Here is a 14,698-nt window from a genome sequence, read left to right as displayed (position 1 = left end):
TTAAAAACTACTATTTCATTAATACATTTTTGTATTTTTTTAATTCTTTTAATGCAATTCCTGTTCCACGAACAACTGCTCTTAAAGGGTCTTCGGCTACATAAACAGGTAAGTCTGTTTTTCTAGACAAACGCTTGTCTAAACCTCTTAACATAGAACCACCACCTGCTAAATAGATACCTGTATTATAGATGTCTGCAGCCAATTCTGGCGGAGTCTTAGATAAAGTTTCCATTACAGCATCTTCAATTCTTAAAATAGATTTGTCCAATGCTTTTGCAATTTCTCTATAAGAAACTTGTACTTGTTTAGGTTTTCCGCTTAGTAAATCTCTACCCTGAACCAACATTTCGTCTGGTGGAGTTTCTAAATCTTCTGTTGCGGCACCAATAGTAATTTTAATTTTTTCTGCAGTAGATTCTCCAACATGTAAGTTGTGTTGGGTACGCATGTAGTACATAATATCATTTGTAAAAAGATCTCCTGCAACTTTTACAGATTGATCACAAACAATACCTCCTAAAGCTATTACAGCAATTTCTGTTGTACCACCACCAATATCAATAATCATGTTTCCTTTTGGCTCCATAATGTCTATACCAACACCAATTGCAGCAGCCATAGGCTCATAAATTAGATAGATTTCTTTTGCATTCATGTGTTTAGCAGAATCACGAACAGCTCGTTTTTCTACTTCTGTAATTCCCGAAGGAATACAAATAACCATTCTTAATGCAGGTGGAAATAAACGCTTTTTAATAGAAGGAATTTGCTTTACAAATTCTTTAATCATCTGTTCAGATGCCTCAAAATCTGCAATAACTCCGTCTTTTAAAGGGCGAATAGTTTTAATATTTTCATGGGTTTTTCCTTGCATTAGGTTGGCTTCTTTACCAATTGCAATGATTTCTCCAGTAATTCTGTTCCTGGCAACAATAGAAGGACTATCAATAACCACTTTTCCGTTGTGGATTATTAAAGTATTTGCGGTACCTAAATCAATCGCAATATCTTCCGTCATAAAATCGAAAAAACCCATAAAATATATTTGTTGTTTTATTCTTGATGTATTCTTACAAAATTACTAAAATTCTGTATGTAAAATACATATTTATTATTAATGTTTAAAATGTCTTGTTCCTGTCATTACCATAGATAAATTGTTTTCATTACAATAATCTATACTTAATTGGTCTTTGATAGATCCACCAGGTTGAATAACACTTTTTATTCCTGCATTATCAGCAATTTCTACACAATCAGGGAAAGGGAAAAATGCATCACTTGCCATTACACATCCATTTAAATCAAATTTAAAAGAAGTTGCTTTTTCTATAGCTTGGTTTAATGCATCAACTCTACTTGTTTGTCCTGTTCCACCAGCTAATAATTGTTTGTTTTTAACAAGTATTATGGTGTTCGATTTTGTGTTTTTACACAATTTAGAAGCAAATAACAAATCATCTAACTCACTTTGAGTTGGTTTATTGTTGGTTACGTACTTTAAATCTGATAATTGATCTGTAATACTATCTTTATCTTGCACTAAAGAACCATTTAAACAAGTTCTAACAGTTGTTGTTGGTAATGCAACATCTTTCTGAATTAAGATAATTCTGTTTTTCTTACCTTTTAAAATAGCTAATGCATCCTCAGAAAAAGAAGGAGCAATTACAACTTCGCAAAATAAAGTATGAATTTTCTCTGCAGTTTCTTTGTCAATTTCTGTATTAGCAATTAAAACACCACCAAAAGCAGAAACAGGATCTCCTGCTAAAGCATCTGTATACGCTTGACTAATTGTGTCTCTTTGTGCAAAACCACACGCATTGTTATGTTTTAAAATAGCAAAAGTTGGTGCTTCTCCTTTAAATTCTTGGATTAAATTTACAGCAGCATCAACATCTAATAAATTATTGTAGCTTAATTCTTTACCATGAAGTTTATCAAACATTGCTTCTAAGTCACCAAAGAAATATCCTTTTTGATGAGGGTTTTCTCCGTAACGTAAAACGTTTGCATTTTGTTCACTTGCTTTGTAAACTATTTCATCTTCGTTAAAGTAGTTAAAAATAGCAGTATCGTAATGAGAAGAAATATTAAATGCTTTTGCAGCTAATTTTTTTCTTTCAGAAATGGTAGTTTCTCCATTTCCTTCAGAAAGAGTATTTAAGAAACCTTCATATTGATCCATAGAAGAAACAATAACAGTGTCTTTAAAATTCTTTGCAGCAGCTCTAATTAAAGAAATACCACCAATATCAATTTTTTCTACGATATCTTGTTCTGGTGCTCCAGAAGCTACCGTTTTTTCAAACGGATATAAATCTACAATTACTAAATCTATTTGTGGAATATTGTATTCAGCCAATTCAGCAACATCGCTTTCATTGTCTTGTCTGTTAAGAATACCTCCAAAAACTTTTGGATGCAATGTTTTAACTCTACCACCAAGAATAGATGGGTAAGAAGTAACCTCGTCTACCGGAATTACATTGATTCCTAAATCTTTAATAAACTTTTCTGTACCACCTGTAGAATAGATAGTTACATTAAGTGCATCTAATTTTTTTACAACTGGTTCTAGACCATCTTTGTGAAATACCGAAATTAATGCGGATTTAATTGTTTTTGAAGTGCTCATTTAGTGTTGTGTTGTTAAGCGTGCAAATTTAGGTAAAGCAATCTTCTAAGGCAATAAAAGATAGTAACAAAACAAGTAAGTAATTAACAACAAACTTTTAATGAAGTTTTTTTAATTAGAAAAAAAACAGATCCACTACTCGGCGTTATCTAAAAAATCTCGAAACCAAACTACAAAATTATCTACAATAGATGTTTTTTTTGAAGTATAATTAGATGTTGAATTTTTAGATGTTATGGTAGTGGATTCGTATTTTCTCATTATTTAGAAGTATGTCGATTTGTGAATTGTAGTATTTTTATCAAAAGTAGTAAAAAGATAAAAATAAATCAACAAAATTACAGAATATTTGATAATTCTTTGCAAATGTACTCTAGAAGTGCTTCGTCTTTTGCGGAAAATGTATTTGCTGTATGAGAATCTATATCAATTTGACCAATATTCTCGCCTGCTACAAAAATTGGAATTACAATTTCAGATTTTACTTTCCATCCGCAAGAAATATAATTGTCTTGAGCAGAAACATCTTGTACTACAAAGTTTTCGTTACTAACAGCTACTTGTCCGCAAATACCTTTCCCAAACGGAATAATTGTGTGTTCTGTTTCTTCTCCTGTATATTGTGCTAATTTTAACTCGTTTTTATCTCCGTTTTTAAAATAAAAACCGACCCAATCATAGTAAGAAATTTCTTTTTCTAAATAATCGCATATCGCTTGTAACTTCTCCTCTATTGTAGTGTTAGACGAAATAATTTTGTCTATCTGTTGTTGTAAAGTATCTATATTCATTTGTATATTCGTTGTGTAAATAAGTGGCAAAATTAATTAAAATTTATTGTGAAGAAACATAAAAGCATCATCATTTTTCTGATTAAGTTTTTTGTAACCTATTTTTTATTAGTTACAATTTATAACACTTACTTACAGCGTTCTCAAGAAAAAGAAGGGACTTATAAAACAGCATCCATAACAACACTTGTGGCCGACCAAACCGTAAAAGTGCTTACTTTTTTCGATTATAACGTAGAGGCTGTTCAGCATGATAAAGAAGTTTCTGTAAAACTAATCATAGAAGGTAAATATACCGCTAGGGTTATAGAAGGGTGTAATTCTATTAGTTTAATTATTTTATTTATATCATTTATTATTGCTTTTTCAGGATCTTTAAAAGCTACTTTCTTTTATTCTCTGTTTGGTAGTTTGCTCATTTATACAATCAATGTATTAAGAATTGCATTTCTGACAGTAATGATTTATAAATATCCAGAAAATCAAGAATTTTTACATGGTTTGGTATTTCCTGCAATTATTTATGGTACTATTTTTATGCTTTGGGTTGTTTGGGTTAATAAATTTTCTAAGTTTAAAAAATGAGTAAATACCTAAAAATAGTACTAGTGTCCTTACTTTTTGTGCTGTTAATTGCTGTAAGAGCTTTTCAAGCGAATTTGTTTTATGACCCTTTAATTGTATATTTTAAAAATGATTATTTGTACACAGGTATTCAGAATATAGTTGTTTGGAAGTTAGTGATAAATATGTTCTTTAGGTACCTCATAAATTCTATCATTTCATTAGGTATAATTTGGGTGTTGTTTGAGCGAAAAGAGTATTTAAGATTTGCTAGTTATTTTTTAATGATAGCTTTTGTAATCCTTATTACTGTATTTGTAATTTTAATTAAAGATAATTTTGAGAGTGGTTACTTGTTACCATTTTATATCCGTAGATTTATAATTCATCCACTGTTTTTATTAATACTGCTGCCAGCTTTCTATTATCAAAAATTGAGTAATAGATAATTTTATATAGAATTTGATTTTCTTATTGTAAATTTGCAAAAGCAATGAAACAAGTTTTTTCTAAAATAGCGTCTTTTTTATTAGCACTTTTAGTGTTGTTTTCTACGTTTTCTTTTACGGTAGAAAAGCATTACTGTGGAGATTCTCTTATGGATGTTTCTTTTATAGGGAATGCAAATGATTGCGGCTTAGAAATGCAAGAAATTGCAGCTAAGACTAGCTGTTGTAAAAATGAAATTCATCAAATTAAAGGCCAGGATCAATTAAGGCAAACTCAAGTTGATGATTTTGATTTTTCTAAACAACAATTTTTAGCATCGTTTTATTTTTCTTTTAATGATCTATTTCTTGAACAAGATTCTAAAGAAATAAACTACAACAATATTTCTCCGCCTGAAATTTTATTAGATTATCAGGTTATATACCAATCTTTTTTAATTTGATTTTAATTTTTAAACTATAAATATTGCCTAAAGGCGATAAAATTAGCGTTATAAATTAAAATTAACACACATAATGAAAAAATATATAATTAGTAGTTTTCTGCTATTTATTCCTGTCATACTCTTTTCTCAAACTACATTTAAAGGGATGATTATGGACAAAAATAATCCTAAAGATAATTTAGGAGTTGCTGATGTAACTGTACATTGGTTAAATACAAATGTAAGTGCAATTACAAACAATAAAGGTTGGTTTACTATAGATTATAAATTAGAATATAAGAAATTAGTAGTTAATTATTTAGGCTATAAAACCGATACTTTAACTATTAAAAACTTAGATCCTATTCATCATTATATTACGCCAGAAGGTAATTTAGATGAAGTGGTTATTAAGAGTAAACGAAACGCAGTTCAGAAATCATTTTTGTCTACTGCTAATATGTTTACTGTAAATGCAGAAGAATTGCTAAAAGCTGCGTGTTGTAATTTGGCAGAAAGTTTTGAAACCAATCCATCTATAGATGTTAGTTTTTCGGATGCTTTAACAGGAACGAAACAAATACAAATGTTAGGGTTGACAAGTCCGTATTTGTCAATTACACAAGAAAATATTCCTTCTGTTAGAGGTGCAGCTCAGGTTTTTGGGCTCACATTTACACCAGGTACTTGGGTAGAAAGTATTCAAATTACAAAAGGAGCTGGTTCTGTTGTTAATGGGTATGAGAGCATATCCGGACAAATAAATGCAGAATTGGTAAAACCTTTTTCTGATAATAAATTCTTTGTAAATGCCTATGGTTCTTTAGATGGTAGGTTTGAATTAAATACACATTTTAATCAAAAAGTATCTGATAAATGGTCTACAGGTGTTTATATACATGGAAATTATAGAGGTGAAAAATTTGATAAAAACAATGATAATTTTTTAGACAGTCCGTTATCAGATCAAATAAATGTAATGAACCGTTGGCAATATGTTGATGCAGAAAAAGGTTGGGTAAGTTTTATTAATGTGCGTTTTTTAAATGATGAAAAACAAACAGGTGAGATTGATTTTAATCCATCTTTAGATAAAGGAACCACTAATGCTTGGGGAAGTGAAATAGATACCAAACGTTTTGAGACTTCTGCTAAATTAGGGTATGTTTTTCCAGAATTACCTTTTCAAAGTGTAAGTCTTCAGTTTGCGTATAGCAATCATCAACAAGATTCTTATTTCGGACAAAAAATTTACGATATAGAGCATGAAAGTATATTTTCTAATATTATTTTCAATTCTATAATAGGGGATACTAGAAATAAGTTTAAAACAGGACTTAGTTTTACGCATGATAATTATCAAGAATTGGTAAATATTACCGATTATGATAGAAAAGAAACCTCTGCTGGTGCTTTTTTTGAGTATGCTTTCGATAATTTGAATGATTTTAGTTTAACAGCAGGTTTGCGTATAGATACTCATAATTTATTAGGAACTTTTGTAACCCCTAGAATTCACGCAAGATATGTACCTTGGGAAAACAGTGTTTTTAGAGCGTCTGCAGGAAGAGGCAAGCGTAGTGCTAATATTTTTGCAGAAAATCAACAATTGTTTGCTAGTTCAAGAGTCATTAATATTGATGATGTTGGCGGTAATATCTACGGATTAAATCCGGAAGTTGCATGGAATTATGGAGTTTCTTATATGCAAAGGTTTAATCTATTCAATAAAAAAGGAGATGTTACTTTCGATTTTTATCAGACAGATTTTTCAAATCAAGTAGTGGTAGATTGGGAGAATCCACAAGAAATATCATTTTATAATTTAGACGGAAAAAGTATTGCAAATAGTTTTCAGGTTGAAGTGAATTATAACATTGCACCGTATTTTAATTTTAGAACGGCATATAAATATTTTGATATTTCTACGGATTATACTTCGGGTAATTTGCAAAAACCGATTCAACCTAAGAATAGATTTTTTGCAAATCTTTCTTATGAAACACCTGTAAAGGAAAATAATGCACACTGGAAGTTTGATGTTACTTTTAATAATATAGGAGAGCAACGTTTACCAAGTAATGTTAATTCTTTGGGGTATTCAGATCCTTATCAATTATTAAACTCGCAAATAACAAAGGTTTTTTCAGACAAGTTTGAAGTATATGTTGGGGCAGAGAACTTGACAAATGTTCAGCAGAAAAATCCTATTTTAGGTAGTGATAATCCTTTTGGTTCAAACTTTGATAGTACCATTGTGTATTCACCAATTTTTGGAAGAGCATTGTATACAGGATTAAGATTTAAGATTAAATAACCCACGCAGTGGAAATAAGTAACATAATATAAAATTAGAAAAAAGATGAAAAAATTATTATTCGTATTCAGTTTATGTTTGATTGGTTTCTCAACACAATCTCAAGAAGTAAAAAAGAATAAAACTGCAAAAGTGTCTATAGAAGTAGATGGAATTTGTGGTATGTGTAAAAAACGTATAGAAACAGCTGCTTTAAAAACAAAAGGCGTAAAATTTGCAATTTGGAGTGTAGAAACACATCAATTAAATGTAATTTTAGACGAACGTAAAACTGATGTAGATGCGGTTCAGAAAAGTGTTTTAGCAGTAGGGCATGATGTTATTTTAGATGAAGAAAATAAAATAATTGCAACAGATGAAGCGTATGGTTCTGTGCATGGATGCTGTAAATATAGAGATGAAGAAATTATTACAGATCACAATGGAGAATTGAAAAAGCAGAAGAAGGAATAAGTTTTTTACTTATAAAATCTAAAAGTTTTGTTTTTCGAAACCAAAAAAAAATCCGATAGAAATTAATCTATCGGATTTTTTAATATCTCTATTTCACCCAAGAGTAAAATAAATTATCTATAGCGATTCGCTATTACATCATTCCTGGCATTCCACCACCCATTGGAGGCATTCCTGCAGGAGCATCTTCTTTAATGTCTACTAAAGCACATTCTGTAGTTAAGATCATTCCGGCAACAGAAGCAGCATTTTCTAATGCAACACGTGTTACTTTTTTAGGATCTATAATTCCAGCCTCTAGCATATCTACGTAAGTATCACTTTTAGCATCATAACCAAAGTCTTTTTTACCTTCTAAAACTTTGTTTAAAACAACAGAACCTTCACCTCCAGCATTCTCTACAATAATTCTTAGAGGAGCTTCAATAGCTTTATTAATAATTTGTACACCTGTAGTTTCGTCTAAATTATCTGTAGTAATTTTTTCTAAAACTCTTTTAGCGCGTACTAAAGCAACACCACCACCAGCAACAATACCTTCTTCTACTGCAGCTCTTGTAGCGTGTAAAGCATCATCAACTCTATCTTTCTTCTCTTTCATCTCCACTTCAGAAGCAGCACCAACATATAAAACAGCAACACCACCAGCTAATTTAGCTAAACGCTCTTGAAGTTTTTCTTTGTCATAGTCAGAAGTTGTAGTTTCAATCTGAGCTTTAATTTGACTAACTCTTGCTTTAATAGCATCTGCATTACCAGCACCATTTACAATAGTTGTATTGTCTTTATCAATAGTAATACCTTCTGCAGTACCTAAAAGATCTAATGTTGCGTTTTCTAAAGAGAAACCTCTTTCTTCAGAAATTACAGTCCCACCAGTTAAGATAGCGATGTCTTCTAACATTGCTTTTCTTCTGTCTCCAAATCCTGGAGCTTTTACAGCAGCAATTTTTAAACCACCTCTTAATTTATTTACAACTAAAGTAGCTAACGCTTGTCCGTCTACATCTTCTGCAATAATTAATAAAGGACGTCCAGATTGAGAAACTGGTTCTAAAATTGGAAGAATTTCTTGTAAGTTAGAAATCTTTTTGTCGAATAATAAAACATAAGGATTTTCTAAATCTGCAATCATTTTATCTGCATCGGTAACAAAATAAGGAGATAAATAACCTCTGTCAAATTGCATACCTTCTACAACGTCAACATACGTTTCCATTCCTTTTGCTTCTTCAACAGTAATAACACCTTCTTTACCAACTTTAGAAAAAGCAGTAGCAATTAAATCTCCAATAATTGCATCGTTATTTGCAGAAATAGCAGCAACTTGTTGAATTTTTTCAGAAGAATTACCAACTTTTTTAGCTTGTTTTTCTAAATCTGCAATAATTGCAGCGACAGCTTTGTCAATTCCACGTTTTAAATCCATTGGGTTTGCACCAGCAGCAACGTTTTTTAAACCTTCTTTTACAATTGCTTGTGCAAGAACTGTAGCGGTTGTTGTACCATCACCAGCTAAATCGTTGGTTTTAGAAGCAACTTCTTTTACCATTTGAGCTCCCATGTTTTCAAGCTCATTTTCTAACTCAATTTCTTTTGCTACAGAAACTCCATCTTTAGTAACTGTTGGAGCTCCAAAAGATTTAGAAATAATTACGTTTCTTCCTTTTGGTCCTAAAGTTACTTTTACTGCATTTGCTAAAGCATCAACTCCACGTTTTAATCCGTCTCTTGCTTCAATATCAAATTTTATATGTTTTGCCATTTTCTTTAAATGTTTATTTGTTTAACTATTTATTCGTTTAATTGTTGCTACTGAATGCTGCAACTGAAAACTAAATACTTTTAGATAATCGCTAAAATATCAGACTCACGCATCATTAGGTAATCTTTACCTTCTAATTTTAAATCAGTTCCACCATATTTACTATATAAAACAGTGTCTCCAATTTTTACAGTTAATGGCTCATCAACTTTACCATTACCTACTGCTACAACAGTTCCTTGTTGTGGCTTTTCTTTTGCGTTATCAGGAATAATTAATCCTGATGCTGTTTTTGTTTCTGCTGGAGCAGGTTCTACAAGAACTCTGTCTGCTAAAGGTTTAATGTTTAATCCCATTGTTATATTTTTAGTTAATTAATTTATTATTACTAACAGTAAATTGTCAGAAATTGTGCCATTACACTAAAACTGACAATTTTTCTTTGATTGATTTTATTGTTAAATTTTAAGCATAAAAAAAATGCCAACGTGTCATTTACGTTGGCATTTTTAATTTATCTCTAACGGATAATTAATTTAAACTATCGTTAGTTATAGGAGTTGTGTTTTCAACAGGAGTAGAAGTTTCAATACCATCTAAAGTATCGTTTAACTCAAAGTTGTTGTCTCCATCTCTAGGAATTGCAAAGTTTGCTAATAAAATTAATGCAAACATAGCAATTGCTAAAGTCCAAGTTGTTCTGTCTAAGAAATTGTTAGTGTTTTGTACACCACCCAAAGATTGTGCTCCACTACCTCCAAAAGAAGAAGTTAATCCTCCACCTTTAGGATTTTGAACCATCACGATTAAGATTAATGCAACGGCTACAATCAAAATAAGAATTAAAAATGCTGTGTAACTCATGATTTATTTTTTTGTAAAATTTGTATTCTTTTAATTTGGTCTGCAAAGAAACCACTTTTTTCTGGATATTTCAAACTTAAAATTCTATAAGCTTGCATTGCATTTTCATACTTTTTCTGTTCCAAATAAACTTTAGCCAATGTTTCTGTCATTAAAGAGGAATCTTGACTGTTTTTAGCAACCGGAACAGCTACTATTTTATCTTTTGCTAAAGGCTTAATTTTAGGATTATTTTCTATAAAAGTGTTTATTAAGTCCTCTTTTTCCGTAGGTTTTTCTACAGGAGTTTTTTCTATTTGCTTTTTTTCTTCCCTAACAATAGGTTTTTTGGAAGAAAGTTGTAACCATTCTCCAAAAGAGTGATTCTCTGCAGAAGAAAAAGATATCGGCTTGCCAATTTCTAATGCAGTTTCTACTTCAATAATGTTTTCTGAAATTGCTTCAGTATTTTCTACTGGACTTTCAATTGTTTCAGAATGGGGTTCTGTTTCAGGAAGAGTTGCTACTATTTTTTCTGATGATATTTTTTCAAATATTTGTTGATGAATATCTTCTTTCTGATTACTAAAATTGTTTGAGGTAATATAATTGAATAATAAAGTTCTATCTGTGGTATAAGAAGCAGTTACTTTTAATTCGTTATTGTATTTAAAACTATCCTGATTTTTTAATCCTTTTAAATATAAAACCCGTGCTGCTTGAAAATACGGATACTCTTCAACAACAGTTTTTAACTCAGCAGTTTCTACTTCCTGAATTTGAGTTTTGTTTTTTATTAAATCTATAAAAGTACTTGATTTCAAATCTTAGTTATTTTTATCTACTTTTTACTGAATACTGCAACTGAACACTGTTTACTTTTAACATTACCATTTTGCAACGGAAGCATTAAAAATATCTTGAGTTAATCTCTCCATAATTTCATCGAAAGCAGCTTCTAAAACGGCACCTGTAAGTTGTGCATCTGCAGCATAATCAGAATAAAAAGAGAATTGTTTTTCAAAATCGTCTTTTTCTACAAGTTTGTTTACAAAACGAACATTTACAGTGATGGTAAGTCTATTTTGTGCGGCAGTTTGGTCTGCAGTAGCACTCATAGGTGTAATTCTGTAGCCCGTTATTTCTCCACTAAAATATAAATCTCCATTAGAAGTTACGGTGGTTAAGTTGGTTTGTCTTGTAAATAAATCTAGCATGTCTTGGGTAAAACGCTGACTTAAAGTTGGCTCCACTAAAGATGCTTGATTAGGGAAATAATCTATTTGTAAGGTTTTGGCATCACCTGTGCTTCCTCCTGTAAAAGAGTATGGACCACAAGCAACAAAAAATAATGTGCTTAATGAGAATAATGTTATGTAGAGTATTTTTTTCATAATTATTGGTTCAGAATTTTAAGTTTTAGATTCAAATTTTTTTTAAAAAAACTTCCAATTGTCATTTCGACGATAGGAGAAATCTCATAATTTAGAAAACTAAAACGATGAAGCTTTATGTGATTTTTCCCTCTGGTCGAAATGACAAAACTACACGTTATTTTTTTTAATTAAACAATTCAACTTTTAAACAATTCTACATTCTTTTACAAATCGTATTGTTTAATTTTTCGGTATAAAGTTCTCTCAGAAATCCCTAGTTCTTTAGCAGCTAACTTACGTTTATTGCTGTTTTTCTCTAAAGATTTTTTTATCATTTCTACTTCTTTGTCTTGTAAAGATAAAGACTCGTCTTCCTCTATAGTCTCAATAAAATCATAATCTTTTTCTGTGGATGAGTTTTGTGGAATATTCATCACTTCTACATTAGATTTATGTGCATCTTTGTTTTCGTACATCTTTTCAATTAATTGATGATGTTCTTCTTGTACTTCCTCTACATTACCACTTTTCATTAAATCGAGCGTCAACTTTTTTAAATCGTTGATGTCATTACGCATATCAAATAAAATCTTATACATAATATCACGCTCAGTAGAAAAGTCATTTTCCTTTTTACCACCAATAACAGCAGGTAAATTACCATTATTATTCGGTAGATACTGTTGCATTTTAAGGGCGGAAATAACTCTTTCTTCTTCAATAACCGAAATTTGTTCTGCTAAATTTTTTAACTGACGAATATTCCCCGGAAAACGATAGTTTAATAGCATTTTTACCGCGTTATCATCTAAACGAATAGAAGGCATTCTGTATTTCTGAGCAAAATCTGCAGCAAATTTCCGAAACAATAAGTGAATATCTTCATCACGCTCTCTTAAAGCAGGCAAATGAATTTCTACGGTACTTAATCTGTAATATAAATCTTCTCTAAATTTTTCTTTCTGAATTGCAGATTGCATATTAACATTCGTTGCAGCTACAATTCTAACATTGGTTTTTATAACTTTAGAAGAACCAACTTTTATAAATTCGCCATTTTCTAAAACACGTAATAAACGTACTTGGGTTGTTAAAGGCAATTCTCCAACTTCATCTAAAAAGATAGTTCCACCATCGGCAACTTCAAAATATCCTTTTCGGTCTTGTGTTGCCCCTGTAAATGATCCTTTTTCGTGACCAAATAATTCACTATCGATGGTTCCCTCTGGAATTGCACCACAGTTTACAGCAATGTATTTTGCATGTTTTCTATGTGATAATTGATGTACAATTCTTGGAATATTTTCTTTACCAACACCACTTTCTCCTGTAACTAAAACAGAAATATCTGTAGGTGCAACTCTAAGTGCTTTTTCTAAAGCTCTATTTAAGTGAATATCGTTACCGATAATTCCAAAACGCTGTTTTAAAGCTTGTAAGTTTTCCATTTTTTTAAGGTGCAAAGTTTTTATAGTTGCAAAGTAACAAAGTAAAAAAGTTTTTAAGAATTATATAAAGCCCACTTTGCAACTTTGAGCCTTTGTAACTTTTTTACTAATTTTTAATTATTATCAGAATATCCAACAACAGTTCCTTTTAAGGTTGCAGAAGTACAATCTTCTACTTTTACCATTACAAAATCTCCTAATTTATAGTCTCCTTTATCAAAAACAGCTACGGTATTTTGCGTATTTCTACCTTTCCATTCATTTGGGTTTTTCTTAGAAGTACCTTCAATTAAAAATTCTTCTGTCTTCCCTAAATGTTGTTGCGTTCTGTATAAAGCGTGTTCTTGTTGTAAGTCGATAATTTCTTGTAAACGACGTTTTTTTGTAGCAAAAGGTACATCATCTACCATTTTCTTAGCCGCTAAAGTTCCTGGTCTTTCAGAATACGTAAACATAAAGCCGAAATCGTATTTTACATATTTCATTAAATCTAAAGTATCTTGATGATCTTCTTCTGTTTCTCCACAAAAACCAACAATCATATCTTGACTTAAAGACATTTCCGGAACAATCTTAAAAATATTATCAATTAACTCGATATATTCTTCACGAGTATGTTGTCTGTTCATTGCTTTTAGCATGTTATTACTGCCGCTTTGTACAGGTAAATGTAAATATTTACAAATATTTTTGTGTTTTGCTATTGCGTGAATAACATCTAAGCTAATATCCTGCGGATTAGAAGTTGCAAAACGAAAACGTGTTTTTGGAAATTCTGTAGCACACATATCTAATAATTGTGCAAAATTTACAGCAGTGGCTTGTGCCATTTCAGAGGCTTTACCAAAGTCTTTCTTTAAGCCTCCACCATACCATAAAAAACTATCTACATTCTGACCTAAAAGCGTAATTTCTTTAAAGTTTCTATCGACCATAGATTGAATTTCTTCAAGAATACTTTTAGGATCACGGCTTCTTTCTCGTCCACGTGTAAACGGAACCACACAGAAAGTACACATATTGTCGCAACCTCTGGTTATAGATACAAATGCAGTAACTCCGTTAGAATTTAAACGCACCGGAGAAATATCTCCATAGGTTTCTTCTTTAGATAAAATTACATTTACGGCATCTCTACCAGCATTTACTTCTTCTAGTAAATTAGGTAAATCTTTGTATGCATCGGGTCCAACAACTAAGTCAACAATTTTTTCTTCTTCTAAAAACTTTTCTTTTAAGCGTTCTGCCATACAGCCTAAAACACCTACTTTCATGTTTTTGTTTACTTGTTTTACAGCGTTGTATTTCTGTAATCTTTTACGAACAGTAGTTTCTGCCTTCTCTCTAATAGAGCAGGTGTTTACTAAAACTAAATCTGCTTCTTCTAGAATTTGAGTTGTGTTGTAACCTTCTTTATCTAAAATAGCGGCTACTATTTCACTATCATTCATATTCATTTGACAGCCGTAGCTTTCTATGAATAATTTTTTAGTGTTATTTTTTTTATTTTCGGTTACAAGAGCTTTCCCTTGTATTTTCTCGTCTATGATTTTTTCTACGTATTCCATCTCTCAATTTATCATTTAAAGGTGCGCAAAGATACAACCAAATTTAATTTATTGT

General features: G+C 30.9%; 15 protein-coding genes. 5 read left to right on the top strand and 10 right to left on the bottom strand.

Annotation, left to right across the window (positions count from 1 at the left end; translation table 11 throughout):
* Positions 1 to 10 precede the first annotated feature (10 nt).
* The 3 genes from WHD08_RS09265 to WHD08_RS09255 all read right to left on the bottom strand — a co-directional run bounded on the left by WHD08_RS09265 (position 11) and on the right by WHD08_RS09255 (position 3,435).
* Positions 11 to 1,039 carry a rod shape-determining protein gene (locus WHD08_RS09265; RefSeq protein WP_068449442.1) on the bottom strand — a complete coding sequence of 343 codons (1,029 nt, stop codon included), beginning with the start codon at positions 1,037 to 1,039 and terminating at the stop codon, positions 11 to 13.
* Positions 1,040 to 1,117: 78 nt separating this feature from the next.
* Entirely contained in the window at positions 1,118 to 2,644 is a 1,527-nt protein-coding gene (gene purH, locus WHD08_RS09260) for a bifunctional phosphoribosylaminoimidazolecarboxamide formyltransferase/IMP cyclohydrolase (RefSeq protein WP_208891037.1), read from the bottom strand.
* Positions 2,645 to 2,982: 338 nt separating this feature from the next.
* Positions 2,983 to 3,435 (bottom strand): GAF domain-containing protein, encoded by a 453-nt coding sequence (locus WHD08_RS09255; RefSeq protein WP_165733738.1) that lies wholly within the window; start codon positions 3,433 to 3,435, stop codon positions 2,983 to 2,985.
* A gap of 48 nt (positions 3,436 to 3,483) precedes the next feature.
* Here WHD08_RS09255 and xrtF point away from each other — a divergent pair, with 48 nt between their 5' ends.
* From xrtF to WHD08_RS09230, 5 genes are all read left to right on the top strand, one after another.
* A complete protein-coding gene (gene xrtF, locus WHD08_RS09250; protein WP_208891038.1) occupies positions 3,484 to 4,020 on the top strand; it encodes an exosortase family protein XrtF in 537 nt (178 codons plus the stop codon).
* On the top strand, positions 4,017 to 4,448 hold the full coding sequence (locus tag WHD08_RS09245) for an exosortase F system-associated membrane protein (protein ID WP_208891039.1): 432 nt from the start codon (positions 4,017 to 4,019) through the stop codon (positions 4,446 to 4,448). Before xrtF ends, WHD08_RS09245 begins: the two co-directional genes overlap by 4 nt.
* 44 nt (positions 4,449 to 4,492) lie before the next feature.
* The gene (locus tag WHD08_RS09240) at positions 4,493 to 4,891 is read left to right on the top strand and encodes an HYC_CC_PP family protein (protein ID WP_208891040.1); all 399 of its coding nucleotides are present in this window, start codon (positions 4,493 to 4,495) and stop codon (positions 4,889 to 4,891) included.
* 73 nt (positions 4,892 to 4,964) lie between these two features.
* Positions 4,965 to 7,190 (top strand): TonB-dependent receptor, encoded by a 2,226-nt coding sequence (locus tag WHD08_RS09235; RefSeq protein ID WP_208891041.1) that lies wholly within the window; start codon positions 4,965 to 4,967, stop codon positions 7,188 to 7,190.
* Between the two features lie 45 nt (positions 7,191 to 7,235).
* Positions 7,236 to 7,643: a heavy-metal-associated domain-containing protein gene (locus WHD08_RS09230; RefSeq protein ID WP_208891042.1), complete on the top strand. Its 408-nt coding sequence runs from the start codon at positions 7,236 to 7,238 to the stop codon at positions 7,641 to 7,643.
* A gap of 133 nt (positions 7,644 to 7,776) precedes the next feature.
* Here WHD08_RS09230 and groL read toward each other — a convergent pair whose 3' ends face one another.
* The 7 genes from groL to miaB form a co-directional block, all read right to left on the bottom strand.
* Positions 7,777 to 9,408, bottom strand: a complete 1,632-nt coding sequence (gene groL, locus WHD08_RS09225; protein WP_165733732.1) for a chaperonin GroEL — start codon at positions 9,406 to 9,408, stop codon at positions 7,777 to 7,779.
* Positions 9,409 to 9,488: 80 nt separating this feature from the next.
* Entirely contained in the window at positions 9,489 to 9,764 is a 276-nt protein-coding gene (locus tag WHD08_RS09220) for a co-chaperone GroES (protein WP_068449432.1), read from the bottom strand.
* Positions 9,765 to 9,939: 175 nt separating this feature from the next.
* A complete protein-coding gene (gene secG, locus WHD08_RS09215) occupies positions 9,940 to 10,272 on the bottom strand; it encodes a preprotein translocase subunit SecG (protein ID WP_165733731.1) in 333 nt (110 codons plus the stop codon).
* Positions 10,269 to 11,075 (bottom strand): hypothetical protein, encoded by an 807-nt coding sequence (locus tag WHD08_RS09210; protein WP_208891043.1) that lies wholly within the window; start codon positions 11,073 to 11,075, stop codon positions 10,269 to 10,271. Before WHD08_RS09210 ends, secG begins: the two co-directional genes overlap by 4 nt.
* 63 nt (positions 11,076 to 11,138) lie before the next feature.
* Complete coding sequence (locus WHD08_RS09205) at positions 11,139 to 11,645, bottom strand: LptE family protein (RefSeq protein ID WP_208891044.1); 507 nt, start codon at positions 11,643 to 11,645, stop codon at positions 11,139 to 11,141.
* Positions 11,646 to 11,851: 206 nt separating this feature from the next.
* Positions 11,852 to 13,075: a sigma 54-interacting transcriptional regulator gene (locus WHD08_RS09200; protein ID WP_165733728.1), complete on the bottom strand. Its 1,224-nt coding sequence runs from the start codon at positions 13,073 to 13,075 to the stop codon at positions 11,852 to 11,854.
* A gap of 113 nt (positions 13,076 to 13,188) precedes the next feature.
* Positions 13,189 to 14,643, bottom strand: a complete 1,455-nt coding sequence (miaB, locus tag WHD08_RS09195; protein WP_208891045.1) for a tRNA (N6-isopentenyl adenosine(37)-C2)-methylthiotransferase MiaB — start codon at positions 14,641 to 14,643, stop codon at positions 13,189 to 13,191.
* Between the last annotated feature and the right edge of the window lie 55 nt (positions 14,644 to 14,698).

The organism is Polaribacter sejongensis (genome assembly GCF_038024065.1).
GTDB classification, from domain to species: Bacteria; Bacteroidota; Bacteroidia; order Flavobacteriales; family Flavobacteriaceae; genus Polaribacter; species Polaribacter sejongensis.
Note: the sequence above shows the minus strand (reverse complement) of the source record. Positions and strands in the feature narration are given on the sequence as shown.

Excerpts from the sequence above, each read along its gene's own strand:
- WHD08_RS09230 (WP_208891042.1), top strand. The coding sequence starts at position 7,236 with ATGAAAAAATTATTATTCGTATTCAGTTTATGTTTGATTGGTTTCTCA.
- WHD08_RS09255 (WP_165733738.1), bottom strand. The coding sequence starts at position 3,435 with ATGAATATAGATACTTTACAACAACAGATAGACAAAATTATTTCGTCT.
- WHD08_RS09245 (WP_208891039.1), top strand. The coding sequence starts at position 4,017 with ATGAGTAAATACCTAAAAATAGTACTAGTGTCCTTACTTTTTGTGCTG.
- WHD08_RS09220 (WP_068449432.1), bottom strand. The coding sequence starts at position 9,764 with ATGGGATTAAACATTAAACCTTTAGCAGACAGAGTTCTTGTAGAACCT.
- WHD08_RS09200 (WP_165733728.1), bottom strand. The coding sequence starts at position 13,075 with ATGGAAAACTTACAAGCTTTAAAACAGCGTTTTGGAATTATCGGTAAC.
- groL (WP_165733732.1), bottom strand. The coding sequence starts at position 9,408 with ATGGCAAAACATATAAAATTTGATATTGAAGCAAGAGACGGATTAAAA.
- miaB (WP_208891045.1), bottom strand. The coding sequence starts at position 14,643 with ATGGAATACGTAGAAAAAATCATAGACGAGAAAATACAAGGGAAAGCT.
- WHD08_RS09205 (WP_208891044.1), bottom strand. The coding sequence starts at position 11,645 with ATGAAAAAAATACTCTACATAACATTATTCTCATTAAGCACATTATTT.
- WHD08_RS09240 (WP_208891040.1), top strand. The coding sequence starts at position 4,493 with ATGAAACAAGTTTTTTCTAAAATAGCGTCTTTTTTATTAGCACTTTTA.
- secG (WP_165733731.1), bottom strand. The coding sequence starts at position 10,272 with ATGAGTTACACAGCATTTTTAATTCTTATTTTGATTGTAGCCGTTGCA.
- WHD08_RS09235 (WP_208891041.1), top strand. The coding sequence starts at position 4,965 with ATGAAAAAATATATAATTAGTAGTTTTCTGCTATTTATTCCTGTCATA.
- purH (WP_208891037.1), bottom strand. The coding sequence starts at position 2,644 with ATGAGCACTTCAAAAACAATTAAATCCGCATTAATTTCGGTATTTCAC.
- WHD08_RS09265 (WP_068449442.1), bottom strand. The coding sequence starts at position 1,039 with ATGGGTTTTTTCGATTTTATGACGGAAGATATTGCGATTGATTTAGGT.